General features: G+C 66.1%; 20 protein-coding genes. 8 read left to right on the top strand and 12 right to left on the bottom strand.

The window, feature by feature from the left end:
* Positions 1 to 83: 83 nt before the first annotated feature.
* From fabI to gloB, 8 genes are all read right to left on the bottom strand, one after another.
* On the bottom strand, positions 84 to 878 hold the full coding sequence (gene fabI / locus VL129_RS01280; RefSeq protein WP_325409254.1) for an enoyl-ACP reductase FabI: 795 nt from the start codon (positions 876 to 878) through the stop codon (positions 84 to 86).
* On the bottom strand, positions 859 to 2,505 hold the full coding sequence (locus VL129_RS01275) for an ABC transporter ATP-binding protein (protein ID WP_325409252.1): 1,647 nt from the start codon (positions 2,503 to 2,505) through the stop codon (positions 859 to 861). Before VL129_RS01275 ends, fabI begins: the two co-directional genes overlap by 20 nt.
* A 1-nt stretch (position 2,506) precedes the next feature.
* On the bottom strand, positions 2,507 to 3,526 hold the full coding sequence (locus VL129_RS01270) for an ABC transporter permease (protein ID WP_325409250.1): 1,020 nt from the start codon (positions 3,524 to 3,526) through the stop codon (positions 2,507 to 2,509).
* Between the two features lies 1 nt (position 3,527).
* The gene (locus VL129_RS01265) at positions 3,528 to 4,610 is read right to left on the bottom strand and encodes a microcin C ABC transporter permease YejB (RefSeq protein ID WP_325409248.1); all 1,083 of its coding nucleotides are present in this window, start codon (positions 4,608 to 4,610) and stop codon (positions 3,528 to 3,530) included.
* Positions 4,610 to 6,721: an extracellular solute-binding protein gene (locus tag VL129_RS01260; RefSeq protein ID WP_325409246.1), complete on the bottom strand. Its 2,112-nt coding sequence runs from the start codon at positions 6,719 to 6,721 to the stop codon at positions 4,610 to 4,612. The genes VL129_RS01265 and VL129_RS01260 overlap by 1 nt, the downstream gene beginning before the upstream one ends.
* The gene (locus VL129_RS01255) at positions 6,718 to 8,547 is read right to left on the bottom strand and encodes an extracellular solute-binding protein (protein ID WP_325409244.1); all 1,830 of its coding nucleotides are present in this window, start codon (positions 8,545 to 8,547) and stop codon (positions 6,718 to 6,720) included. Before VL129_RS01255 ends, VL129_RS01260 begins: the two co-directional genes overlap by 4 nt.
* A 120-nt stretch (positions 8,548 to 8,667) precedes the next feature.
* The gene (locus VL129_RS01250) at positions 8,668 to 10,209 is read right to left on the bottom strand and encodes a lytic transglycosylase (RefSeq protein ID WP_325409242.1); all 1,542 of its coding nucleotides are present in this window, start codon (positions 10,207 to 10,209) and stop codon (positions 8,668 to 8,670) included.
* A gap of 98 nt (positions 10,210 to 10,307) precedes the next feature.
* Positions 10,308 to 11,087, bottom strand: a complete 780-nt coding sequence (gloB, locus tag VL129_RS01245; protein ID WP_325409240.1) for a hydroxyacylglutathione hydrolase — start codon at positions 11,085 to 11,087, stop codon at positions 10,308 to 10,310.
* Between the two features lie 92 nt (positions 11,088 to 11,179).
* Between gloB and VL129_RS01240 the strand changes: the two genes are divergently transcribed.
* The 7 genes from VL129_RS01240 to nudC all read left to right on the top strand — a co-directional run bounded on the left by VL129_RS01240 (position 11,180) and on the right by nudC (position 19,016).
* Entirely contained in the window at positions 11,180 to 11,950 is a 771-nt protein-coding gene (locus tag VL129_RS01240; RefSeq protein ID WP_325409238.1) for a class I SAM-dependent methyltransferase, read from the top strand.
* Entirely contained in the window at positions 11,943 to 12,398 is a 456-nt protein-coding gene (rnhA, locus tag VL129_RS01235; protein WP_325409236.1) for a ribonuclease HI, read from the top strand. The genes VL129_RS01240 and rnhA overlap by 8 nt, the downstream gene beginning before the upstream one ends.
* Positions 12,399 to 12,401: 3 nt before the next feature.
* A complete protein-coding gene (gene dnaQ, locus VL129_RS01230) occupies positions 12,402 to 13,127 on the top strand; it encodes a DNA polymerase III subunit epsilon (RefSeq protein ID WP_325409234.1) in 726 nt (241 codons plus the stop codon).
* A 154-nt stretch (positions 13,128 to 13,281) separates the two neighbouring features.
* Complete coding sequence (locus tag VL129_RS01225; protein WP_325409233.1) at positions 13,282 to 15,567, top strand: arginine/lysine/ornithine decarboxylase; 2,286 nt, start codon at positions 13,282 to 13,284, stop codon at positions 15,565 to 15,567.
* A 114-nt stretch (positions 15,568 to 15,681) separates the two neighbouring features.
* The gene (locus VL129_RS01220) at positions 15,682 to 16,494 is read left to right on the top strand and encodes a crotonase/enoyl-CoA hydratase family protein (RefSeq protein WP_325409232.1); all 813 of its coding nucleotides are present in this window, start codon (positions 15,682 to 15,684) and stop codon (positions 16,492 to 16,494) included.
* 33 nt (positions 16,495 to 16,527) lie between these two features.
* Positions 16,528 to 18,189 carry a FimL-related protein gene (locus VL129_RS01215; protein WP_325409230.1) on the top strand — a complete coding sequence of 554 codons (1,662 nt, stop codon included), beginning with the start codon at positions 16,528 to 16,530 and terminating at the stop codon, positions 18,187 to 18,189.
* Positions 18,183 to 19,016 (top strand): NAD(+) diphosphatase, encoded by an 834-nt coding sequence (gene nudC / locus VL129_RS01210; protein ID WP_414705102.1) that lies wholly within the window; start codon positions 18,183 to 18,185, stop codon positions 19,014 to 19,016. Before VL129_RS01215 ends, nudC begins: the two co-directional genes overlap by 7 nt.
* On the opposite strand, the gene VL129_RS01205 is transcribed toward nudC, so the two are convergent.
* The gene (locus tag VL129_RS01205; RefSeq protein WP_325409226.1) at positions 18,984 to 19,772 is read right to left on the bottom strand and encodes a TSUP family transporter; all 789 of its coding nucleotides are present in this window, start codon (positions 19,770 to 19,772) and stop codon (positions 18,984 to 18,986) included. The two genes, nudC and VL129_RS01205, sit on opposite strands and share 33 nt — an antisense overlap.
* Before the next feature lie 100 nt (positions 19,773 to 19,872).
* On the opposite strand from VL129_RS01205, the gene VL129_RS01200 reads away from it, so the two are divergent.
* Positions 19,873 to 20,544, top strand: a complete 672-nt coding sequence (locus VL129_RS01200) for a hypothetical protein (RefSeq protein ID WP_325409224.1) — start codon at positions 19,873 to 19,875, stop codon at positions 20,542 to 20,544.
* On the opposite strand, the gene VL129_RS01195 is transcribed toward VL129_RS01200, so the two are convergent.
* The 3 genes from VL129_RS01195 to VL129_RS01185 all read right to left on the bottom strand — a co-directional run bounded on the left by VL129_RS01195 (position 20,532) and on the right by VL129_RS01185 (position 22,876).
* Positions 20,532 to 21,299, bottom strand: a complete 768-nt coding sequence (locus tag VL129_RS01195) for an SDR family oxidoreductase (RefSeq protein WP_325409222.1) — start codon at positions 21,297 to 21,299, stop codon at positions 20,532 to 20,534. The genes VL129_RS01200 and VL129_RS01195 overlap by 13 nt on opposite strands.
* Positions 21,296 to 22,375, bottom strand: coding sequence for a phosphotransferase family protein (locus VL129_RS01190; protein WP_325409220.1), 1,080 nt, complete (start codon positions 22,373 to 22,375; stop codon positions 21,296 to 21,298). Before VL129_RS01190 ends, VL129_RS01195 begins: the two co-directional genes overlap by 4 nt.
* Positions 22,376 to 22,561: 186 nt before the next feature.
* A complete protein-coding gene (locus VL129_RS01185; RefSeq protein ID WP_325409218.1) occupies positions 22,562 to 22,876 on the bottom strand; it encodes an SCP2 sterol-binding domain-containing protein in 315 nt (104 codons plus the stop codon).
* Between the last annotated feature and the right edge of the window lie 32 nt (positions 22,877 to 22,908).

The raw sequence follows: 22,908 nt of genomic DNA, 5'->3' as shown, positions 1-22,908 counted from the left end.
GGCCTCGGGTTGAAACAGGCGCGCCAGCGGAAACAAAAAAGCCCGGGCGTGTGCCCGGGCCTTCTGGGTATCGCGAGACGGGATCAGTCCTCGATGGCACCCATCGCGGTGGTGTTGAAACCGCCGTCGACGTAGAGGATCTCGCCGCTGATGCCGGACGCCAGGTCCGAGCACAGGAAGGCGCCAGCGTTGCCGACTTCCTCGATGGTCACATTGCGACGCAGGGGGGTCTGCTTCTCGTTGGCGGCGAGCATCTTGCGGAAGCTCTTGATGCCGGAAGCGGCCAGGGTACGGATCGGGCCGGCGGACACGGCGTTCACGCGAGTGCCTTCCGGGCCGAGGCTGCCGGCCAGGTAGCGCACGCCGGCTTCCAGGCTGGCCTTGGCCATGCCCATCACGTTGTAGTTGGGCATGGTGCGCTCGGCGCCCAGGTAGCTGAGGGTCAGCAGGCTGCCATTGCGGCCCTTCATCATCGGGCGACCGGCCTTGGCCAGGGCGACGAAGCTGTAGGCGCTGATGTCGTGGGCGATCTTGAAGCCTTCGCGGGTGGTGACTTCGGTGAAGTCGCCGTCCAGCTGGTCACCGGGGGCGAAGCCGACGGAGTGGACGATGCAGTCCAGGCCGTCCCACTTCTTGGCCAGCTCTTCGAAGACCTTGGCGATCTCTTCATCGTTGGCGACGTCGCAGGGGAAGCACAGGTCGGCGCTGGAGCCCCAGCCGGCGGCGAAGTCTTCCACGCGGCCCTTGAGCTTGTCGTTCTGGTAGGTGAAAGCCAGTTCTGCACCTTCGCGGTACATGGCTTCGGCGATGCCCGAGGCAATCGACAGCTTGCTGGCGACACCGACGATCAGTACGCGCTTACCGGCGAGAAAACCCATGTTCTATTCCTCTTGCTTGGTTGGTTGGCGTTGCCGGGGCCATGAAGGCCGCTTCCAGCAACTGCCGGGTATAAGGGTGTTGCGGGTCGGCAAATACCTGCCGCGCCTCGCCTTGCTCGACGACCTGTCCCTGCTTCATCACCAGCAGGTGGTGGGAGAGGGCCCTGACCACCGCCAGATCATGGCTGATGAACAGGTAAGTCAGGTTGTGCCGGGCCTGCAAGTTGCGCAGCAGCTCGACGACCTGGCGCTGCACCGTGCGGTCGAGCGCCGAGGTGGGCTCGTCCAGCAGGATCAGCGCCGGCTTCAACACCAGTGCCCGGGCAATGGCGATACGCTGCCGTTGCCCGCCGGAAAACTCGTGGGGGTAGCGGTGCCGGGCATCCGGGTCCAGACCTACCTCCGTGAGCGCGTCGATGATGGCCTGTTCCTGCTCCTCGGCGCTGCCGAGACGGTGAATGCGCAGCCCCTCGCCAACAATCTCGCTCACCGACATGCGCGGGCTGAGACTGCCGTAAGGGTCCTGGAAGACCACCTGCATCTGCCGCCGCAACGGGCGCACCTGATGCTGGTTCAAGCCTTCCAGGGCCTGGTCCTGGAAACGGATGCCGCCCTGACTGTGGATCAGACGCAGGATCGCCATGCCCAGGGTGGACTTGCCGGAACCGCTTTCCCCCACGATGCCCAGGGTTTGCCCTTGCAGCAGGGAGAAGTCGATGCCGTCCACGGCCTTCACATGATCGACCGTGCGCCGCAGCAGCCCCTTCCTGATGGGGAACCACACGCGCAGGTCGTTCACTTGCAGAATCGGCTGGCCGACGGGGTTGTCCGCCGGCTCGCCGCTGGGTTCTGCACCGAGCAGTTCCCGGCTGTACGGGTGCTGCGGAGCGCGGAACAATTCCTCACACGACGCCTGTTCGACGATGCGTCCGCGCTGCATGACACATACGCGGTGGGCGATTCTGCGCACCAGGTTGAGGTCGTGGCTGATGATCAGCAGCGACATGCCCAAACGTGCCTGCAATTCCTGGAGAAGTTCGAGGATCTTGAGCTGAACCGTGACATCCAGCGCGGTGGTGGGCTCGTCCGCGATCAGCAGTTCCGGCTCGTTGGCCAGGGCCATGGCGATCATCACGCGCTGGCGCTGGCCGCCGGACAGCTCATGGGGGTAGGCCTTGAGGCGCTTGGCCGGCTCGGGGATGCCCACCAGCTCGAGCAATTCCAGGGTGCGCGCGGTGGCGGCATTGCCACTCAGCCCCTTGTGCAGGCCCAGCACCTCGTTGATCTGCTTCTCCACCGTGTGCAGCGGGTTCAGCGAGGTCATCGGTTCCTGGAAGACCATGGCGATGCGGTTGCCACGGATGCCGCGCAGGGTCTTCTCGTCCGCCCGCAGCAGGTCCTGGCCCTGGTAGTGAACAGTGCCCGTCGGATGGCGGGCCAGCGGGTAGGGCAGCAGGCGCAGGATGGAGTGCGCGGTGACGGACTTGCCCGAGCCGCTTTCGCCCACCAGGGCCAGGGTCTCGCCCTTGCGGATGTCGAAGCTGACGCCTTCCACCACGCGCTGCGCCTGGTCGCCGGTGACGAACTCGACGGCCAGGTCGCGGATTTCGATCAGGTTGTCGCTCATCTCACTTCCTCGGGTCGAAGGCATCGCGGGCGGCTTCGCCGATGAACACCAGCAGGCTCAGCATGATCGCCAGCACGCTGAACGCGGCGATGCCCAGCCAGGGCGCCTGCAGGTTGGATTTCGCCTGGGCCACCAGTTCGCCCAGCGAGGGTGAGCCGGCTGGCAGGCCGAAGCCGAGGAAATCCAGCGCCGTGAGCGTGCCGATCGCCCCGGTGAGGATGAACGGCATGAAGGTCATGGTGGAGACCATGGCGTTGGGCAGGATGTGACGGAACATGATGGCGCCGTTCTGCATGCCCAGTGCGCGGGCGGCGCGCACATACTCCAGATTGCGGCCGCGCAGGAACTCGGCACGCACCACATCCACCAGGCTCATCCAGGAGAACAGCAGCATGATGCCCAGCAGCCACCAGAAGTTCGGCTGCACGAAGCTGGCCAGGATGATCAGCAGGTAGAGCACCGGCAACCCCGACCAGATCTCCAGGAAGCGCTGCCCGGCCAGGTCCACCCAGCCGCCGTAGAAACCCTGCACGGCGCCGGCGATGACGCCGATGATGGAGCTGAGGATGGTCAGCGTCAGGGCGAACAGCACCGACACGCGGAAGCCATAGATGATGCGCGCCAGCACGTCGCGGCCCTGGTCGTCGGTGCCCAGCCAGTTCTGCGTGGAGGGCGGCGCCGGCGCGGGCACGTTCAGGTCGTAGTTGATGCTGGAGTAGTCGAAGGGGATCGGCGGCCAGAGCATCCAGCCGTCCTTTTCCGCGATCAGCTGGCGTACATACGGACTCTTGTAATTGGCCTCCAGCGGGAACTCGCCGCCGAAGGCGGTTTCCGGGTAGCGCTTGAACACCGGTACGTACCATTCACCGTCGTAACGTACCGCCAGCGGTTTGTCGTTGGCGATCAGCTCGGCGCCCAGGCTGAGTACGAACAGGATGAGGAACAGCCACAGCGACCACCAGCCACGCTTGTTGGCCTTGAAGCGTTCGAAGCGGCGTCGATTGAGCGGGGACAGCTTCATTTCAACCCTCCCGGCTTTCGAAGTCGATGCGCGGATCGACCAGCGTGTAGGTGATATCGCCGATCAGCTTGACCAGCAACCCCAGCAGGGTGAACAGGAACAGCGTGCCGAACACCACCGGATAGTCACGGTTCAGCGCCGACTCGAAGCTCAGTAGCCCGAGGCCGTCCAAGGAGAAGATCACCTCGATGAGCAGCGAGCCGGTGAAGAACATGCCGATGAAGGCCGCCGGGAAGCCGGCGATGATGATCAGCATGGCGTTGCGGAATACATGACCGTAGAGCACGCGGTTGGGACTCAGGCCCTTGGCCTTGGCGGTGACCACGTACTGCTTGCCGATCTCGTCGAGGAAACTGTTCTTGGTCAGCAGGGTGAGGGTGGCGAAGTTGCCGATCACCAGCGCGGTGACCGGCAGCGCCAGGTGCCAGAAGTAATCGACGACCTTGCCCAGCAGCGACAGTTCGTCGAAGTTGCTGGAGGTGAGGCCGCGCAACGGGAACCAGTTGAAATAGCTGCCGCCGGCGAACACCACGATCAGCAGGATGGCGAACAGGAACGCCGGAATCGCGTAGCCGACGATGATCGTCGAACTGGTCCAGACGTCGAAGGCGCTGCCGTGGCGGGTGGCCTTGGCGATGCCCAGCGGAATCGACACCAGGTACATGATCAGCGTGCTCCATAAGCCCAGGGAGATGGAGACCGGCATCTTTTCCAGGATCAGGTCGGTGACCTTGGCGTCGCGGAAGAAGCTTTCGCCGAAGTCGAAGCGCGCATAGTTGGTCAGCATCAGCCAGAAGCGCTCGTGGGCGGGCTTGTCGAAGCCGTACATGCGCTCGATCTCGGCCACCAGTTCCGGGTCCAGGCCCTGGGCGCCGCGGTAGTTGGAGCCGCTCGCCGCTTCGGCGCCGCCGCCGGCGATGCGTCCGGTGGCGCCACCGGCAGCGGCATCGAAGCCTTCCAGACGGGCGATGGTCTGTTCCACCGGGCCGCCGGGCGCGGCCTGGATGATGAGGAAGTTGATCAGCAGGATGCCGAGCAGCGTCGGGATGATCAGCAGCAGGCGCCGCGCGATGTAGGCCAGCATTATTCAGCCACCTCCGCGTCGGTCGGAACCGGCTGCGGTGCGCTGCCTTCGATCCACCAGCTCATCAGCCCCACGTCGTAGCGCGGCGTGCGCGGCGGGCGCTTGAGGTGCGTCCAGTGCGCCACACGCCAGCTGTCGATGTAGTAGTTGGGAATCACGTAGTGGCCCCAGAGCAGGGCGCGGTCCAGCGCGCGGGCGTGGGTGATCAGGCTCTGCCGCGAGTCGGCACGGATCAGCCCTTCCACCAGCGCGTCGATGGCCGGGTCGCGCAGGCCGATGAAGTTGCGGCTGCCCGGGCTGTCGGCGCTGCGCGAATGCCAGAACTCCATCTGTTCGTTGCCCGGCGAATTGGATTGCGGCCAGATGCTGGAGGTCATGTCGAAGTCCCGCGAACGCAGGCGGTTGATGTACTGCGACACGTCCACCCGGCGCAGCTGCAGCTCGATGCCCAGCTCGGCCAGGTTGCGCTTGAAGGGCAGGATCACCCGTTCCAGGTTGGCCTGCAGCACGAGGAATTCGAAGGCCAGCGGCTGGCCTTCGGCATTCACCATGCGGTCGTTTTCCACCCGGTAGCCAGCCTCCAGCAGCAACTGGTAGGCGCGGCGCTGGCGGTCGCGAATGATGCCGCTGCCGTCGCTGACCGGCGGGTGGAATTCCTCGGTGAACACTTCCTCGGGCAGTTGCGCGCGCAGCGGTTCGAGCAGCTTCAGCTCCGCCTCGTCGGGCAGGCCGCGGGCGGCCATCTCGGAGTTCTCGAAGAAACTGCTGGTGCGCTTGTAGGCGCCGAAGAACAGCTGCTTGTTGGCCCATTCAAAGTCGAACAGCAGGGCGATGGCCTCGCGCACCCGGCGATCCTGGAACATCGGGCGGCGGATGTTGAAGGTGAAGCCCTGCATGCCGACCGGGTTATGGTTGGGAATCGCTTCCTGGATGATCCGGCCACTGCGCAGGGCCGGGCTGTCATAGCCGGTGGCCCAGTCCTTGGCCGAGTATTCCAGGTTGTAGTCGAACTGCCCGGCCTTGAAGGCTTCCAGCGCCACGGACATGTCCCGGTAGTAGTCCAGGCTGATGGCGTCGAAGTTGTACAGCCCGCGGGTCACCGGCAGATCGGCGGCCCACCAATCGGTGATGCGCTCGTAGCGCACGGAACGGCCGGCGGCGTAGCTGGCGATGCGATACGGGCCGCTGCCCAGCGGTGGCTCCAGGCTGGTGCGGGTGAAATCGCGCTTGGCCGGCAGGACCTTCATGGCCCGCAGGGCGGCCAGCAGTTCCTCGCTGGCGGAGCCGCTCAGTTCGACACGCAGGCGCCTGGCATCCTCGATGTGCAGGGATTTCACGGCGGCGAGTGCCGGCAGCTTCTGGGCCTCATGCGAGAGCCGCACTTCCTCGGCACTGGGGGTGTTTTCGCCCTCGTTCAGGGTGATGGTGACGCTGCGACCCTCCTCGGCGCTCGCCAATGTGGCGACGCTTTCCAGGGTGGGTGCAGAGTCCTGCTGGGTGAGATCGCGCTCCTGCCACCAGTGGCGCGGCAGGATCTGCAGCTGGCCGATGATCAGCGGCAGCTCGCGGTTGCCGCTGTGGGTGAAGTCGAAGCGCACGCGATGCGGACCTTCGGCCACCGCCTGTTTGATGTCCGCGTAGTAATGGCGGTACATCGGGTCGCCCTGGCTGACCAGGGTGTTGAAGGTGAACACCACGTCTTCGGCGGTGACCGGGGTGCCGTCGTGGAAGCGGGCCTTGGGGCGCAGGTGGAAGCGCACGAAGCGGTTGTCCGGCGCCTTTTCGATCTTTTCCGCCAGCAGGCCGTATTCGGTGAACGGCTCGTCCGGGGAATGGTAGGTCAGGGTGTCGTAGACCAGCCCGATCATGCTGGCTTCGTTGCCCTTGGGAATGAACGGGTTGAAGCTGTCGAAACCGTTGAGGCCGGCCAGGCGCAGGGTGCCGCCCTTGGGCGCGACCGGGTTGACGAAGTCGAAGTGCGTGAAGCCGGCCGGGTAGAGCGGCGCCTCGTCATACAGTGTGACGGCGTGCTGCGGTTGCGCCAGGGCCGCGCCGGTCAGTCCGAGCGTCAGGGCCGTGGCCGGCAGCAGGCGTTTGCACAGGGTGTTCATCGTGAGCTCTTCTCCGTGGGCTTTTGCCACCAGGCACGCAGTCCGAGGGTATAGGGCGGTGTGCCGGGCATGGCCAGGCGACTGCGATAGGCCAGACGGTGGTGGTCGATGTACCAGTTGGGGATGCTGTAGTGCTGCCAGAGCAGCACGCGGTCCAGGGCGCGGGTGGCGATGACCTGCTCGTCGCGGCTGGTTGCGGCCAGCAGCCGCTCCAGCAGGGCGTCGACCACCGGGTCGGCGATGCCCGCATAGTTGCGACTGCCGCGCACGTTCGCCTGGGAGGAATGGAAGTACTGCCACTGCTCCAGGCCGGGACTCAGGGTTTGCGGCAAGGTCATCAGCACCATGTCGTAGTCGAAGCTGTCCAGGCGCTGCTTGTATTGGGCGCGGTCCACGGTGCGCAGGCTGACCTGCACACCGAGGCGCTGCAGGTTCTCCCGGTAGGGTTGCAGGATGCGCTCCAGACGCGGGTTGACCAGCAGGATCTCGAAACGCAACGGGCGGCCCCGGGCGTCGCGCAGTCCCTGGCCGGACGGCTTCCAGCCCGCCTCGGCCAGCAGGCCGAGGGCGCGGCGGAGGGTATCGCGGGGAATGCCGCGTCCGTCGGTGCGCGGCATCTGCCAGGGGCGCTCGAGCAGGCCGGGCGGCAGTTGCTTGCGCCAGGGTGCCAGCAGATCCCGCTCGGCGCCGTCCGGCGTGCCGGTGGCGGAGAATTCGCTGTTCGGGAAGTAGCTTTCGCTGCGTCGGTAGGCGGCATTGAACAGAGTGCGGTTGGCCCATTCGAAATCCAGCATCAGGCCCATGGCTTCGCGCACCCGGCGATCGGCGAAGATCGCCCGCCGGCTGTTCATGAACAGCGCCTGGGTCTGGGTGGGAATCCGGTGGGGAATCTCGGCGCGGATCACTTCGCCGCGCGCGACTGCCGGGAAGTTGTAGCCGCTGGCCCAGTTCTTTGCCTGGTTTTCCAGAAAGATGTCGAATTCACCGGCCTTGAAGGCTTCGAAGGCGACATGGTTGTCGCGGTAGAAGTCCACCTCCACCCGGTCGAAGTTGTACTTGCCGCGATTGACCGGCAGGTCCTTGCCCCACCAGTTCTGCACCCGCTCGAACACCAGGCGGCGGCCGGGCTCGACCTGGGTGATGCGGTAGGGGCCGCTGCCCAGCGGCGGCTCGAAACTGGTGGCCTTGATGTCGCGCTTGTTCCAGTAGTGCTGGGGCAGCACCGGTAGCTCGCCGAGGCGCAGGATCAGCAGCGGATTGCCGGCGCGCTTGAACACGAAGCGGATGCGCTGGCTGTTGAGGATGTCGACCCGGGCGACCTCCTGCAGGCTGGTGCGATAGCTCGGGTGGCCGTCGTGCAGCAGGGTGCGGTAGGAAAAGGCCACATCGGCGGCGGTGATCGGTTTGCCGTCATGGAAACGCGCCTCGCGGCGCAGGTTGAACACCACCCAGCTGCGTTCGCTGTCGTAGTCGATGGATTCGGCCACCAGGCCGTAGCTGGCTGCCGGCTCATCGCCCGAGGGGTCGTAGCTGCCGGTGCCCACCATCAGCGGGGCGTTCAGCTCGCTGACGCCGTACTGCCAGAAGTTGGCCGTGGCCATCGGGCTGGTGCCCTTGAGCGGGTAGGGGTTGAGGCTGTCGAAGGTGCCCAGGCCCATCAGGCGCAGGATGCCGCCCTTGGGCGCGTCGGGGTTTACCCAGTCAAAGTGGGTAAAGGAGGCGGGATACCTGAGCGCGCCGAACTGGGCATAGCCATGGCTGTGGAAGAGCCCGGCGTAGGCCGGCAGGCAGAACAGGCTCAGCAACAGGGAAAGGAGGCGGTACATCAGGCAAGGGAACCCGGTCCATGGCGGCGGATGAAGCTGCCGGTACAGTACCAGCTTGCCCCGGGGGGCAAAAGCCCGCCGACCCGCGGCTGCGGATCGACGGTACGCCGCGGGGCGGGATCAGTCGGCGAGATAGAGCGTCAGCGTCTGGCCGGGTCGCAGCGCAGCGCTGCTGTTGGGGTTCCAGTTCTGCAGGTGGCTGACGTTCACGTTGAAGCGCTTGGCGATGGCATACAGCGAGTCGCCCTTGCGCACCTTGTAGAGCGTCGGCTGTTCGCCGGCCGGCTGGGCGCTGCCGCCGCGCAGGGTCAGGACCTGGTCGATGCGCAGGCGGTTGCCCGACAGCTTGTTCCAGCGCTTGATGTCGGTGACGCTGACCTTGTGGTTGGCGGCGATGGTCCACAGCGAGTCGCCATTCTTCACCCGGTAGTTGTAGGTGCCTTCGCCCGCCGTGCTGGCGCTGGCCAGTACGGTGCGGGCGGCGGGTGCCGGCTGGCCGGCGTGCGAGGGAATGCTGAGCAGCTGGCCGACGCGCAGGTGCGTGCCCTTGATGCGGTTGATTTCCTGCAGCATGCCGACGGTCAGGTTGTGCTGGCGGGCGATGGTGTACAGGCTGTCGCCCGGACGCACCTTGTATTCGCGCCAATCGACCAGATCCTCTTGCGGCAGCTGAGCCAGGTTGGCGGTAAGGATCTCGGCGTTGCTGCTCGGCACCAGCAGGTGGCGCGGGCCGTCCATGGTGATGCGGCGCTTGAAGGCCGGGTTGAGCAGGTACAGGTGCTGTTCGTCGAGCTCGGCCAGCTTGGCGGCGCGGGCCAGGTCCATGCGGCGGTTGATCTCCACGACCTCGAAATAGGGTTCGTTGGGGATCGGGTTGAGCGCGACGTTGTATTGCTCGGGCGCCTTCACCAGCGAGGCGAGGCCGAGCAGCTTGGGCACGTAGTCACGGGTTTCGCGCGGCAGCGGCAGGCTCCAGAAATCGGTGGGCAGGCCCTTGCTCTCGTTGCGCTTGATGGCTCGGCGCACGGTCCCCTCGCCGGCGTTGTATGCCGCCAGGGCCAGCGGCCAATCGCCGTCGAACATGGCATGCAGGCGGGTGAGGTAGTTCAGTGCGGCGTCGGTGGAGGCGGTGACATCGCGGCGTCCGTCATACCAGTTGGTCTGACGCAGGTTGAAATGGCGTCCCGTGGCGGGAATGAACTGCCACAGGCCGGCGGCATGGGCGCGGGAATAGGCCAGCGGGTTGTAGGCGCTTTCGATCACCGGCAGCAGGGCCAGCTCCAGCGGCAGCTGGCGCTCTTCCAGACGCTCGACGATGTAGTGCATGTATAGACTTCCGCGTTCGCTGGCAGCTTCCAGCGTCCGAGGATTGTCGATGAACAATTGGCGGTGGCGAACGATCTGGGCGTTGTCCTCTATCGAAAAGGAAAAGCCTGCGCGCATGCGCGCCCAGATATCGGCCGGCGGGGCCTGCACTGTGGCCGCGGTGGGTTGTGCGACGGTGTTGGTTGGCAGGGTTTCCGGGGTCGCCTGATCCACCGGATCGCTGGACTGCTGCAGGCTCTGGCAGCCCGCCAGGGCCAGCAGGCCGGCCAGCGAGGCGAGGCGCAGGGCGCGTGCCAGAGGGGCTGAATAAAGATGAAAAGACAGAAGCGGCGCCATTGGAGTGGTCGTTTCGAGGCCAAAAATTGGCGCGATTCTAGGGAACGCAACGGCGAAAGGGCAAGGAGGCCCGGTGATAGGGGCCTCGCTTCGGGAAATTAAAAGTGGTCCTTCCAGGCGCGCAGAGCTTCAAAAACAAGCGCTGGCGTCAGATCAGCATTTTTTTGACGCACTGAAATAATTTCATGAACGGATGTTTCATCGCAGCGCAGGAAGGGGTTGGTGGCCTTCTCGATGCCCAGCGAGGAAGGCAGGCTGATCCGCCCGGCGGCACGCCATTGCTCGACTTCTTCCTGGCGCGCGCGCACTTGCTCGTTGTGCGGTTCCACGGCCCTGGCGAAGCGCAGGTTGCTGAGGGTGTATTCATGGGCGCAGTAGATGCGCGTGGCATCCGGCAGGCGCGCCAGTCGGTTCAGCGAGTCGTGCATCTGCGCGGGGCTGCCTTCGAAGAGGCGACCGCAGCCGGCGGCGAACAGGGTGTCGCCACTGAACAGCACGGGCGCGTCCCCGGCTTCGCTGTAGTAGGCGACGTGGCCCAGGGTGTGACCCGGAACATGCAGCACGCGCCAGGGTCTGCCAAGGACCTCCAGCGTGTCGCCTTCGCCGACGGCCAGGTCGCGGGCCGGGATGTTTTCCTGAGCCGGGCCGATCACCCGCGCTCCGCTGTGCTGCTTGAGACGCGCCACGCCGCCGACATGGTCGTGGTGATGGTGGGTGATCAGGATGTCGGTCAGGCGCCAGTCGGGGTGCGCCGCCAGCCAGCCGAGCACCGGCTCGGCGGCGCCGGGGTCCACCACGGCGCACTGGCGTGTCGCCGGGTCTTGCAGCAGCCAGATGTAGTTGTCATTGAAGGCCGGCAGGGCATCGATCGTCAGCATGGCGGGATACTCGCGTTGCGGAACATAAAGGTGCATCTTAATCGCCATTGCCGGGGCAGGTCCTCCCGTCCCGCGCTCATCCGGAGGTGGTCATGACCGAGCAACCCTTCGCCCAGGCCGATCCTCGCTGGCTGGCGCTGACCGGTGAGGCGCGCCGCTGGTTCGCCGGTCCCCTGGGGCAGCAGATGCTGAGCGCCGAGCAGCCGCTGCTGGAATCCGAACTGGCCGGTTTCTTCGGCGGTTTCCTCATTCATTACGGTCCGCCGCCCAAGGTCTGCGCGGCCCGGCAGATTCGCCACGTCGTCAGTCTTGGCGCGCCGTTCCCGGGCGTGGAAATCGCCTGCGACGAACAGGCCTGGCCGCTGGGCGAACACAGTGCCGACCTGGTGGTGTTGCAGCATGGCCTGGACTTCAGCGTTTCGCCCCACGGCCTGCTGCGCGAAGCCGCGCGCAGCGTGCGGCCCGGCGGGCACCTGGTGATCCTCGGCATCAATCCCTGGAGTACCTGGGGGTTGCGCCACTACTTCGCGTCCGACGGGCTGCGCCAGGCGCGCTGCATCGCCCCCAGCCGGGTCGTCGACTGGCTCAACCTGCTGGGCTTCGCGCTGGAGAAACGCCGCTTCGGGTGTTATTGTCCGCCGCTTGCCTCGCCGGCCTGGCAGGCACGGCTGGCGCGCCTGGAACAGTGGGGCGGGCGCTGGCAGTCGCCGGGGGCCGGCTTCTACATTCTGGTGGCCCGCAAGCTGATGATCGGCCTGCGACCCTTGCGCCAGCCGCGCCGCGAAACGATGGGAAAACTCCTGCCGTTGCCGGTGGCCAAGGTCAGCCGCCGCGTGCCGAGTATCGCCAAGAAGCATGAGTGACATCGTCGAGATCTACACGGACGGCGCCTGCAAGGGTAATCCGGGCCCCGGGGGCTGGGGCGCCCTGCTGATCTACAAGGGCGTGGAAAAGGAGCTCTGCGGGGGTGAAGCGCAGACCACCAACAACCGCATGGAGCTGATGGCGGCCATCCAGGCGCTGGCCACCCTCAAGCGTACCTGCCAGGTGCGCCTGATCACCGATTCCCAATACGTGATGCAGGGCATCCAGGACTGGATGCCCAACTGGAAGAAGCGCGGCTGGAAGACCGCCAGCAAGCAGCCGGTGAAGAACGCCGATCTCTGGCAGCAGCTGGACGAGCAGGTCAACCGCCACCAGGTGACCTGGGAGTGGGTGCGCGGACACACCGGCCATCCCGGCAACGAGCGCGCCGACCAGCTCGCCAACCGTGGCGTCGTCATGACGACGAAACCGACAGCAGGACGATAGGACATGCGCAGCGTAGTTCTCGATACCGAAACCACCGGCATGCCGGTTGGCGACGGCCACCGCATCATCGAAATCGGTTGTGTCGAACTGATGGGACGCCGTCTGACCGGCCGGCATTTTCACGCCTACCTGCAGCCGGATCGTGAAGTGGACGAGGGCGCCATCGCGGTGCACGGCATCACCAACGAATTCCTGGCCGACAAGCAGCGCTTCCGGGAAGTGGCCGATGAGTTCTTCGACTTCATCCAGGGCGCGCAGCTGATCATCCACAACGCGGCGTTCGATATCGGCTTCCTCAGCAATGAATTCAACCTGCTGAGACAGCATGAGCGCGCCGACATCGGCAGCTACTGCTCGGTACTGGATACCCTGCTGGTGGCCCGCGAACGCCATCCGGGCCAGCGCAACAGCCTGGATGCGCTGTGCAAGCGCTATGGCGTGGACAACTCCAACCGCGAACTGCACGGCGCCTTGCTCGACGCCGAGATCCTCGCCGACGTCTACCTGGCAATGACCGGTGGCCAGACCCACCTGTCGCTGGCTGGTGAAAGCAGCGAGGCCGGTAGCGGGCGGCAGGCCGCCTCGCCGATCCGGCGCATCGAGGCCCGGGTGCCGGGCCGGGTGATTCGCGCCTCGGACGTCGAGCTGGCCGCGCACGCCGCGCGCCTGGCCGCGCTGGAGAAGGCCAGCGGCGCCCCGGCGCTGTGGGCGCAGCTGGAGCCGCAATAGCCGGGCCCGTGGGGGCGGACTTGTCCGCGAGCTCTTCGGGCGGCAGAGCTCGCGAATGAATTCGCTCCCACAGAATCCCGGCAGGCTATTCCTCGCTTGCGGCCCGCGCCCGTCTGTATGACCCTGTGACGCCAGACAGCGGGCAGGGCGGGCCATGTACAACGAGCTGAATTTTCCGATTCTCATCGTTCATCGCGACATCAAGGCCGATAGCGTGGCCGGTGAGCGTATCCGGGCAATCGCCGCCGAGCTCGGTCAGGCGGGTTTTTCCATCCTCAGCACGGCCAGCACCCTGGAAGGGCGGATCGTCGCCTCCACCCACCACGGCCTGGCCTGCATTCTGCTGGCCGCCGAAGGGGCGGGGGAGAATCGCCGCCTGCTGCAGGACATGGTGGAGCTGATCCGTGCGGCCCGATCGCGCGCGCCGCAGCTGCCGATCTTCGGCCTGGGCGAGCAGGTCACCATCGAGAACGCCCCGGCCGAGGCCATGGCCGACCTCAACCAGTTGCGCGGCATTCTCTATCTGTTCGAGGACACCGTGCCCTTCCTGGCGCGTCAGGTGGCGCGCGCGGCGCGCAATTACCTCGACGGGCTGCTGCCGCCGTTCTTTCGCGCCCTGGTGGAGCACACCGCGCAATCGAACTATTCCTGGCACACGCCGGGCCATGGCGGCGGGGTGGCCTACCGCAAGAGTCCGGTCGGCCAGGCGTTCCACCAGTTCTTCGGCGAGAACACGCTGCGCTCCGACCTGTCCGTGTCCGTGCCGGAACTGGGCTCGCTGCTGGATCACACCGGGCCGGTGGCCGAGGCGGAAGCGCGGGCCGCGCGCAACTTCGGCGCCGACCACAGCTTCTTCGTCATCAACGGCACTTCCACGGCCAACAAAATCGTCTGGCATGCCATGGTCGGTCGCGACGACCTGGTGCTGGTCGACCGCAACTGCCACAAGTCGATCCTGCACGCCATCATCATGACCGGGGCGATTCCGCTGTACCTGACGCCGGAGCGAAACGAACTGGGCATCATCGGCCCCATCCCGCTGAGCGAATTCAGCCCCGAAGCGATCCGCGCCAAGATCGACGCGCATCCGCTGGCGCGGGGGCGCGAGGCGCGCATCAAGCTGGCGGTGATCACCAATTCCACCTACGACGGCCTCTGCTACAACGCCGAGCAGATCAAGCGCGCCCTGGGCGACAGTGTCGAGGTGCTGCACTTCGACGAGGCCTGGTATGCCTATGCCGCCTTCCACGAGTTCTACGCCGGCCGTTACGCCATGGGCACCGGCCGGCAGGGCGACGGACCGCTGGTGTTCAGCACCCACTCGACCCACAAGATGCTGGCCGCCTTCAGCCAGGCCTCGATGATCCACGTGCAGGACAATGGCGCACGCATGCTCGATCGCGAGCGCTTCAACGAGGCGTTCATGATGCACATCTCCACCTCGCCCCAGTACGGCATTCTTGCCTCGCTGGACGTGGCCTCGGCGATGATGGAAGGCCCGGCCGGGCGCTCGCTCATCCAGGAAACCTTCGACGAGGCGCTGAGCTTCCGGCGCGCCCTGAACAATGTGCGGCAGAACCTGGCGGCGGACGACTGGTGGTTCCGGATCTGGCAGGCACCCGAGACGGATAGCCTGGACGAGCTGCGCGTCGAGGACTGGGTGCTGCAGCCGGGCGCCGACTGGCACGGCTTCGAGGACGTGGCCGATGACTACATGCTGCTCGACCCGATCAAGGTCACGCTGGTCATGCCCGGTCTCACCGCCGGGGGGCGGCTGGACGAGCAGGGCATTCCGGCGGCGGTGGTCAGCCGGTTCCTCTGGGAGCGGGGCCTGGTGGTCGAGAAGACCGGCCTGTATTCCTTCCTGGTGCTGTTTTCCATGGGCATCACCAAGGGCAAGTGGAGCACGCTGCTTACCGAGTTGCTGGAGTTCAAGCGCCACTTCGACGCCAACCTGCCGTTGAGCGAGGCGCTGCCCTCCGTGGCCCGCCTGGGCGGAGCGCGTTATCAGGGCATGGGGCTGCGCGACCTGTGCGAGGAGCTGCACCACTGTTACCGGGAGAACGCCACGGCCAAGGCACTCAAGCGCATGTACACCCAGTTGCCGGACTTCGCCATGACCCCGGCGCGGGCCTATGACCATCTGGTGCGCGGCCAGGTGGAGGCGGTGTCCATCGATCAACTGCCGGGCCGCGTCGCGGCCAGCATGCTGGTGCCCTATCCGCCCGGCATTCCGCTGATCATGCCGGGCGAGCGCTTCAGCGCGCGGAACTCCGCCGTGCTGGATTACCTGCGCTTCGCCCAGGCCTTCGAGCAGCGCTTTCCGGGCTTCGCGGCGGATGTGCACGGTCTGCGCCATCGGGACACCCCGGAAGGTCGCTGCTACAGCGTGGATTGCGTGGTCGAGGCCGGGCAGGCAACCGGCGATTCTGCCCGGTGACCCGCACGGGGAAAAGGGTGCTGTTTGTCACACCCTTGCCATCGACTTTTAATGGCCGCTTGTTATAGTGGCGGGCAGTTTCATACAGCCATTTGAATCGTGAGGGAATGTCGCATGGCCGATTATCAAGCCTTCCGGGTCGAGTTAACGGGCAAGATCGCCCACGTGCAGATCAACCGGCCGGAAAAGCGCAATGCCATGAACGGCGCCTTCTGGACCGAAATCATCGAGATCTTCGGGTGGGCCGACCGTACGGATGAAGTCCGGGTGGTGGTGCTCAGCGGCGCCGGTGAACACTTTTCCGCCGGCATCGATCTCAACCTGCTGGCCCAGGCGGCCTCGCTGGTGGGCAAGGATGTCGGGCGCAGCGCCGAGGCCCTGCGCCGCAAGATCCTCGAGCTGCAATCCTCCTTCAACGCCGTTGACCGCTGCCGCAAGCCGGTGCTGGCGGCGATCCAGGGTTATTGTCTGGGTGGCGCCATCGATCTGGTGTCCGCCTGCGACATGCGCTACGCCTCCCGCGACGCGAAGTTCTCCATCAAGGAGATCGACATGGGCATGGCCGCCGACGTGGGTACGCTGCAGCGTCTGCCGCGCATCATCGGCGACGGCATGATGCGCGAGCTGGCCTTCACCGGGCGCATGGTGGACGGTGACGAAGCGCAGCGCATCGGCCTGGTCAATCGCGTGTACGAGGACCCGGACAGCCTGCTGGCCGGCGTCATGCAACTGGCCGCGGAGATCGCCGCCAAGTCGCCCATCGCCATTCGCGGCACCAAGGAAATGATTCGCTACATGCGTGACCATCGCGTGGACGATGGCCTGGAATACATCGCGACCTGGAACGCCGCGATGCTGCAGTCGGCCGATCTCAGGGTTGCCATGGCGGCTCACATGAGCAAGCAGGCACCGGAGTTTGCCGACTGAACCGTTGAACCGCCTGCAGGGAGAAGCAGTGGCATGGCTGGAGTGACATCCCTCAACCTGGTCCGCGACGAATTGTTCGCCACCATGGCCGAGGCCGAGCAGTACCTGGAACAATTCATTGCCGAGCGGCAGAACGGCGGTCTGTTACAGCAGGCAATCGGCAGCCTGCAGCAGGTGCGCGGCACGCTGAAGCTCATCGAGCTGGCCGGTGCCGAGCTGCTGGCGCAGGAAATCCTGCGCCTGGGTATGGACATTCCGGTGGATGCCGGCCCCGAGCGCGATGCTCAGCTGACCGCCCTCAGCGGTGCGCTGCATGTGCTGCGCAGCTACCTCGAAGGACTGGACGTGCATCGTCAGGAGATCCCCGAGCTGCTGTTGCCGGCGATCAACGACCTGCGCCATTCGGTGGGTCAGCCCCCTTTGCCCGCCAGTTTCTTTTTCACCGTGCGCCTGGATCAGGCGCGCCCGCCCGCCGAGCTTCCCGTTGTCGCGCCGGACGTGCGCCAGGCCCAGGCCCGGCTGCTGCGCCACATGTACCAGCTGGGACTGATCGGCTTCCTGCGCGACGCCAATCACCTGCCGGGCCTGAAGCTGATGGCGCGCGCACTTGCGCGTTTCGACACCCTGTTCGGCCATGAGCCGCGCGGACGGCTCTGCTGGGTCGGCGCCGGCGCGGCGGAAGCCATGCTCGACGGTCAGCTGCGGCCTCGCCAGTCCACCCGCAAGCTGTTCAGCCGCATCGACCGGGAACTCAAGCTGCTGCTGGGCAACGAAGGCTATGAAGTTCCCCGGCATGTGCTCAAGGAAATGCTCTATCTGATTGCCCTGGCCGACTCGTCGGGTCCGCGCGCCAGCCAGCTGCGCCAGGTGTTCAATCTCAGTCCGCTGCCCTTCACCGATCACATGCTGGAGGAGGGCTACCAGCGTCTGGCCGGACCGGGGCAGGCGGTGATGCGCTCGCTGTCTGCGGCCATCCGCGAGGAGCTGGGCACGGTTCAGGATCTGCTCGATCTGGTCGGGCGCGGCACCGCCCAGGCGGACAGCCTCGCCACCCTGCACGGCCTGCTGGCCAAGCTTGCCAAGACGCTGGGCATGGTCGGCCTGAGTTCGGCCGCCAATGCCCTGCAGGAGCAGTTGCCCCAGGTGGCGGGTTGGTCCACCGAGCAGCCGCCGGCCGCCGGCGCTCTGGAGCGCCTGGCCGAAGCGCTGCTGTACGTGGAAAGCATGGTGGCCAGCCTGGGCAGTGCGCGGCGTGCCGCGCCCGCGCCGGCCGAGAAGAACGTTTCCTTCATGCTGCACCAGCTCAACGAGGCGCGTGTGGTGGTCAGTGACGAGGCTCAGGCCGGGCTGGCGATGGCCAAGCGCGCCATCGTCGCCTACCTGGAGTCTGGCGGCGACAAGCCGCACCTGAGCAACGTGCCGCTTTCCCTGGATGCCGTGCGCGGCGGCCTGTGGTTCCTCGGTTACGAACGCGCGGCGCGTCTGGTAGGCAGCTGCGGCGAATTCATCCAGCGGCGCATGCTGGAGACCGAGCGCATGCCGGCCGAGCAGTTGCTGGATACTCTGGCCGATGCGCTGGCCAGCATCGAATACTTCCTGGAGGACGGCGGTCGCCTGCATGGCGAGCCGCGTGAGGACGTGCTCGACCTGGCCGAACGCAGCGTGCAGGCGCTGGGATTGCCGGTGGCCTGCTGATGGACTGGCGGCCGGCCTGCATCGCCCCCGACCAGCCGGACGGCTGGGTGCTGCTGCAGGGCACGCAGGGGTTTGTGCAAGGCGCCGCCGGTCCGCTGTTTTCCCGCGACTGGGTGCGCAGCCAGGGCTTCCAGGCACTGAGCGAGCATGGCCTGGGCCACTGGCGGGGCGCGCCGCTGTGCGTCATGCAGCTGGCCGATTCGGCCTCGCTGCCCGCCAGCTGCGAGTGGGTCAGCCTGCGCCGCCATCTGCTGGAGGGCGACGGGCGAGTGGTGCCGCTGCTCAACTACGCCAGCCAGATCGTCACCTGGGCCGAGGAGCACCGCTTCTGCGGGCGCTGTGGCCGGCCGCAGCAAGCTGCCGAGGATGAACGGGCGATGTGCTGCGAGCAGTGCGCGACCCGCCAGTACCCGCGCCTGTCGCCGAGCATGATCGTGCTGGTCACCCGGGGTGATGAAGTCCTGCTGGCCCGTTCGCCGCGTTTCGCGCCCGGCGTCTACAGCACCCTGGCCGGCTTCGTCGAGCCGGCCGAATCCGTGGAGCAGTGCGTGATCCGCGAGGTTCGCGAAGAAGTGGGGCTGGAGATCCGCAATCTACGCTATCAGGGCAGCCAGAGCTGGCCCTTTCCCCATTCGCTGATGCTCGGCTTCCATGCCGACTATGCCGGCGGCGAGATCGTGCCGCAGCCCGAAGAGATCGAGGACGCCCGCTGGTTCGCCCTCGATGCGCTGCCGCCGCTGCCCAAGCCGGGCTCGATTTCCCGCTACCTGCTCGATCTCTATCTGGCGCGCCGCTTAGGCAGCCCCGAGCCAGTGCTGCCAGGCTAGTCGCAGGCTCAGCGCCAGCACCACCAGGATGAACACCGGGCGGATGAAGCGCGCGCCGCCATGGATCGCCGTGCGCGCGCCCAGGTAGGCGCCGGCCATCAGCGCCAGTCCCATGCCGATACCCAGCACCCAGGCTACCTGTCCGGCGACGATGAACACGCCGAGGGCCATGGCGTTGCTGACGAAGTTCATGCTGCGTGCCACGCCGCTGGCCTTGAGCAGGTCCAGCGGGTAGAGCAGCAGCGTGCTGACCGTCCAGAACGCGCCGGTGCCCGGTCCGGCGACGCCATCGTAGAAACCCAGCGAGAGTCCTTGCGGCCACTGTCGGTGGCGGCCGAGCGGTGCCTGGCTGTCGCCGGCCGTTTCCCGGGGCTTGCGCTGGAACAGCAGGTACAGCGCGCAGCCGAATACCACTACCGGCAGCATCAGGTTCAGCCAGTCGGCCGGCAGCAGGTGCGCCAGCCAGGCGCCGAACAGCGCGCCGACGGCGGTGGCGAGCAGGGCGCGCCACCAGCGGGCGGGATCGAACAGTCGACGTCGATAGAAGGTGAAGCTGGCGGTGGCCGAACCGAAGGTGGCGCACAGCTTGTTGGTGCCCAGCACCAGGTGCGGAGGCAGCCCGGCGGTGAGCAGGGCGGGCAGGGTGAGCAGCCCGCCGCCGCCGGCAATGGCGTCGATGAAGCCGGCAAGGAAGGCGACGGCGACCAGCAGCACGAGCGTGAGCGGCTCAAGGGCGATTTCGAAGGGAAGGGGCATGAAAACTCGAACTGGGACAGATTGTGGAAGGGTGCGGCTGGTTGCTCCGGCGGCGCGTTGCGCATAATGCCGGCATTTTCATCGCGCAGGAATCCACTCCATGCAGCATGACGGTCTGGCCTGGCTCGGCGGCGCACTGGCGACGCTGGTTGCACTGCTGGCGGTACGCCTGCTCTGGCGGCGTGGCTGGTTGGCAGGTTGGTTGCACGGCAATCTGGCCGTGGCCCTGCTGGCGCTGGCGGTGCTGCTCGGCCTGCTGGCGCGCGGGCTGCTGGCCTATGCACCGCTGCCGGATAGCCAGCGGCCGCTGGTGACGCTGAGCTTCCAGGCGCTGGCGCCGCAGCAGTACCGGGTCACCCTGCTGGAGGGCACCCGCGAGCGCGAGGTGGTGCTGCGGGGTGATCTCTGGCAGCTGGACGTGCGCCTGCTGCGCATGAAGGGCCCGACCGAACTGATCGGCCTGCAATCCGGCTACCGGCTGGAGCGTCTCGCGGCCCGCTACATGGCCATCGAACAGCAATCCCTGCAGAACCAGGTCGAGCTGCTCGAGGGCACGCCGATCGATTTCTGGACGGCGCTGCGCCTGCCGCAGCGCGCGCTCGGGGTGCTGGATGCGGTGCCACTGCGCAGCGGCATGCTGCCCATGGCGGACGAGGCGGTGTATGTCGTCAGCCTGTCAGCGGCGGGCCTGCTGGCCCAGCCGCTGAACCCCGCCGCGCAGCGCGCGATGCGGCTGTGGACGGTGAGCTCCGAAGCACCTCAAGCCAGGTAGCCGCCGTCCACGTTCAGCGCCACGCCAGTGGTGTAGCTGGCGGCATCGCTGGCCAGGTAGAGCACGGCGCCGGCCATTTCGCTGGGCGCCGCGACACGCTTGAGCGGGATGCGCTGCAGGGCCATCTTCAGGATCGCGTCGTTACTGGTCAGCGCCGAGGCGAACTTGGTGTCGGTCAGACCCGGCAGCAGGGCGTTGCAGCGGATGCCCAGGCCCGCGCACTCCTTGGCAAACACCTTGGTCATACTGATCACCGCCGCCTTGGTCATGGAGTACACGCCCTGGAACTCGCCTGGGGTGACGCCGTTGATCGAGGCCACGTTGATGATGCTGCCGCCGCCCTGCGCCTTCATCAATTTGCCGGCCTCCACCGACATGAAGTAGTAGCCGCGGATGTTCACATCCACGGTCTTCTGGAAGGCGATCAGGTCGGTGTCCAGCACATGGCCGAACTGCGGGTTGGTGGCGGCGTTGTTGACCAGGATGTCCAGGCGTCCGAAGCGTTCGCGGATGTCCGCGAAGGCCGCGCGGATCTGCTCCAGCTCGCCGATATGGCAGCCGATGGCGGTGGCCTGGCCGCCTTCCGCGCGGATGGCCTCGGCCACGCCCTCGCAGCTCTCCACCTTGCGGCTGGAGACGATCACATGGGCGCCCTGCTGGGCGAGCAGGCGCGCGATGGCCTCGCCGATGCCGCGGCTGGCGCCGGAAACGAAGGCAATCTTGCCGTCGAGGTCGAACAGGTCGGTCTTGTTCATGGGGCTTCCTTTTTTGTAGTTGTCTGGATCACTCGCAGCGCCATCTGTTCCAGCAGCCCGTTCATCTTCACGAACGGCGCGAAGCGCGCGTCGCGGGTCTGGCCATGGTAGTAGCGGTAATAGATCTGCTGGGCGATGCCGGCCAGGCGGAACAGGCCGTAGCAGTAGTAGTAATCGAAATTGGGGATCTCGATCCCGGCCCGGCGCGCGTAGTAGTCCACAAATTCCTGGCGGGTCAGCATGCCGGGGGCATTGCTCGGCTGGCGGCGCAGCAGTTGCACGGGCGCGGGATCGTTCGCCTCCACCCAGTAGGCCAGGGTGTTGCCCAGGTCCATCAGCGGATCGCCGATGGTGGTGAGTTCCCAGTCCAGTACGCCGATGATGCGCATCGGATCCTGCGGATCGAGGATCACGTTGTCGAAGCGGTAATCGTTGTGCACCAGCGCCGGCCTGGGGTGGTCGGCGGGCATCTTCTCGCGCAGCCAGGCTTTCACCTCTTCCCATAGCGGTGCGTCGGGCGTCAGGGCTTTTTCGTAGCGGTCGCACCAGCCTTCGATCTGGCGCTGCACGTAACCTTCCGGCTTGCCCAGATCACCCAGGCCGCACGCTTCGTAATCGACGCGATGCAGTTCCACCAGTTTGTCGATGAAGCTCTCGCACAGGGCGCGGGTCTTCTCCGGCGTGAAGTGCAGTTCGGCGGGCAGATCGCTGCGCAGGATGATGCCCTCGATGCGCTCCATGACGTAGAACTCGGCGCCGATCACCGCTTCGTCGGTGCAGTGCAGCAAGGCCTTGGGGCAATAGGGAAAGCCGCCGTTGAGCCGATTGAGGATGCGAAATTCCCGCCCCATGTCGTGGGCCGACTTGGCCTTGCGGCCGAACGGTGGGCGGCGCAGCACCAGCGCGCGGTCCGGGTACTGCAGCAGGTAGGTGAGGTTGGACGCGCCGCCCGGAAACTGGCTGATGGTCAGCGGGCCCTGCAGTTCGGGCAGCTGGATCTTGAGATAGGCATCCACGCGCGCGGCATCCAGTTCCTCGCCTTCGCGGATCCGGCTGGCCTGGTCGGTCAGTGTCATTGTTGTTTTATCCTTCTGCCTGATGATCGAGGTCCGTAAGTATTGGCCAATCTAATCGGGGCGGCGGATGCGGCTCAAGGAAACCACGCTGTTATTGGCCAGGCTGTTGAGCATCGATAAGTCTTTCGAAGTGACAGGCAAAAAAAACCGGAGCAGGGCTCCGGTTTTTTCGGGTGCGGCGGCGAATCAGAACGCGAACAGCTCGCTCAGTTTCATGGCCAGCATCATGTCGCCTTCGGCGCGCAGCTTGCCAGCCATGAAGGCCTGCATGCCGTCGGTTTCGCCGGTGGTGATGCCCTTCAGGGTGTCGGTGTCGAGGATCAGGGTGACATTGGCGTTGGGGTTCACGCCTTGTTCAACGGCGCAGGTGCCGTCTTTCACCGCCAGGGCATAGTTCTCGCCATCTTCGATGTTGAACTGGAACACGAGATCCAGGCCGGCAGCGGCGCTCGGGTTGAACTTGGATTGCATGCTATTGATGATGTCGGCAACAGTGCTCATGTCAGGTTTCCTTGTTTTCGGATTTTCTGGCG

It is taken from the genome of Pseudomonas sp. (assembly GCF_035497915.1).
Classification (GTDB): Bacteria; Pseudomonadota; Gammaproteobacteria; order Pseudomonadales; family Pseudomonadaceae; genus Serpens.
This window is presented reverse-complemented; position numbering and strand designations above follow the sequence as displayed.

Bases quoted from the DNA above. Each gene is read 5' to 3' on its own strand.
- VL129_RS01265 (WP_325409248.1), bottom strand. From the start codon at position 4,610: ATGCTGGCCTACATCGCGCGGCGCCTGCTGCTGATCATCCCGACGCTG.
- VL129_RS01240 (WP_325409238.1), top strand. From the start codon at position 11,180: ATGACCGAGCAACCCTTCGCCCAGGCCGATCCTCGCTGGCTGGCGCTG.
- VL129_RS01185 (WP_325409218.1), bottom strand. From the start codon at position 22,876: ATGAGCACTGTTGCCGACATCATCAATAGCATGCAATCCAAGTTCAAC.
- VL129_RS01260 (WP_325409246.1), bottom strand. From the start codon at position 6,721: ATGAACACCCTGTGCAAACGCCTGCTGCCGGCCACGGCCCTGACGCTC.
- fabI (WP_325409254.1), bottom strand. From the start codon at position 878: ATGGGTTTTCTCGCCGGTAAGCGCGTACTGATCGTCGGTGTCGCCAGC.
- VL129_RS01270 (WP_325409250.1), bottom strand. From the start codon at position 3,526: ATGAAGCTGTCCCCGCTCAATCGACGCCGCTTCGAACGCTTCAAGGCC.
- VL129_RS01195 (WP_325409222.1), bottom strand. From the start codon at position 21,299: ATGAACAAGACCGACCTGTTCGACCTCGACGGCAAGATTGCCTTCGTT.
- VL129_RS01215 (WP_325409230.1), top strand. From the start codon at position 16,528: ATGGCTGGAGTGACATCCCTCAACCTGGTCCGCGACGAATTGTTCGCC.
- VL129_RS01200 (WP_325409224.1), top strand. From the start codon at position 19,873: ATGCAGCATGACGGTCTGGCCTGGCTCGGCGGCGCACTGGCGACGCTG.
- rnhA (WP_325409236.1), top strand. From the start codon at position 11,943: ATGAGTGACATCGTCGAGATCTACACGGACGGCGCCTGCAAGGGTAAT.
- VL129_RS01225 (WP_325409233.1), top strand. From the start codon at position 13,282: ATGTACAACGAGCTGAATTTTCCGATTCTCATCGTTCATCGCGACATC.
- VL129_RS01220 (WP_325409232.1), top strand. From the start codon at position 15,682: ATGGCCGATTATCAAGCCTTCCGGGTCGAGTTAACGGGCAAGATCGCC.
- gloB (WP_325409240.1), bottom strand. From the start codon at position 11,087: ATGCTGACGATCGATGCCCTGCCGGCCTTCAATGACAACTACATCTGG.
- VL129_RS01250 (WP_325409242.1), bottom strand. From the start codon at position 10,209: ATGGCGCCGCTTCTGTCTTTTCATCTTTATTCAGCCCCTCTGGCACGC.
- VL129_RS01275 (WP_325409252.1), bottom strand. From the start codon at position 2,505: ATGAGCGACAACCTGATCGAAATCCGCGACCTGGCCGTCGAGTTCGTC.
- VL129_RS01190 (WP_325409220.1), bottom strand. From the start codon at position 22,375: ATGACACTGACCGACCAGGCCAGCCGGATCCGCGAAGGCGAGGAACTG.
- dnaQ (WP_325409234.1), top strand. From the start codon at position 12,402: ATGCGCAGCGTAGTTCTCGATACCGAAACCACCGGCATGCCGGTTGGC.
- VL129_RS01205 (WP_325409226.1), bottom strand. From the start codon at position 19,772: ATGCCCCTTCCCTTCGAAATCGCCCTTGAGCCGCTCACGCTCGTGCTG.
- VL129_RS01255 (WP_325409244.1), bottom strand. From the start codon at position 8,547: ATGTACCGCCTCCTTTCCCTGTTGCTGAGCCTGTTCTGCCTGCCGGCC.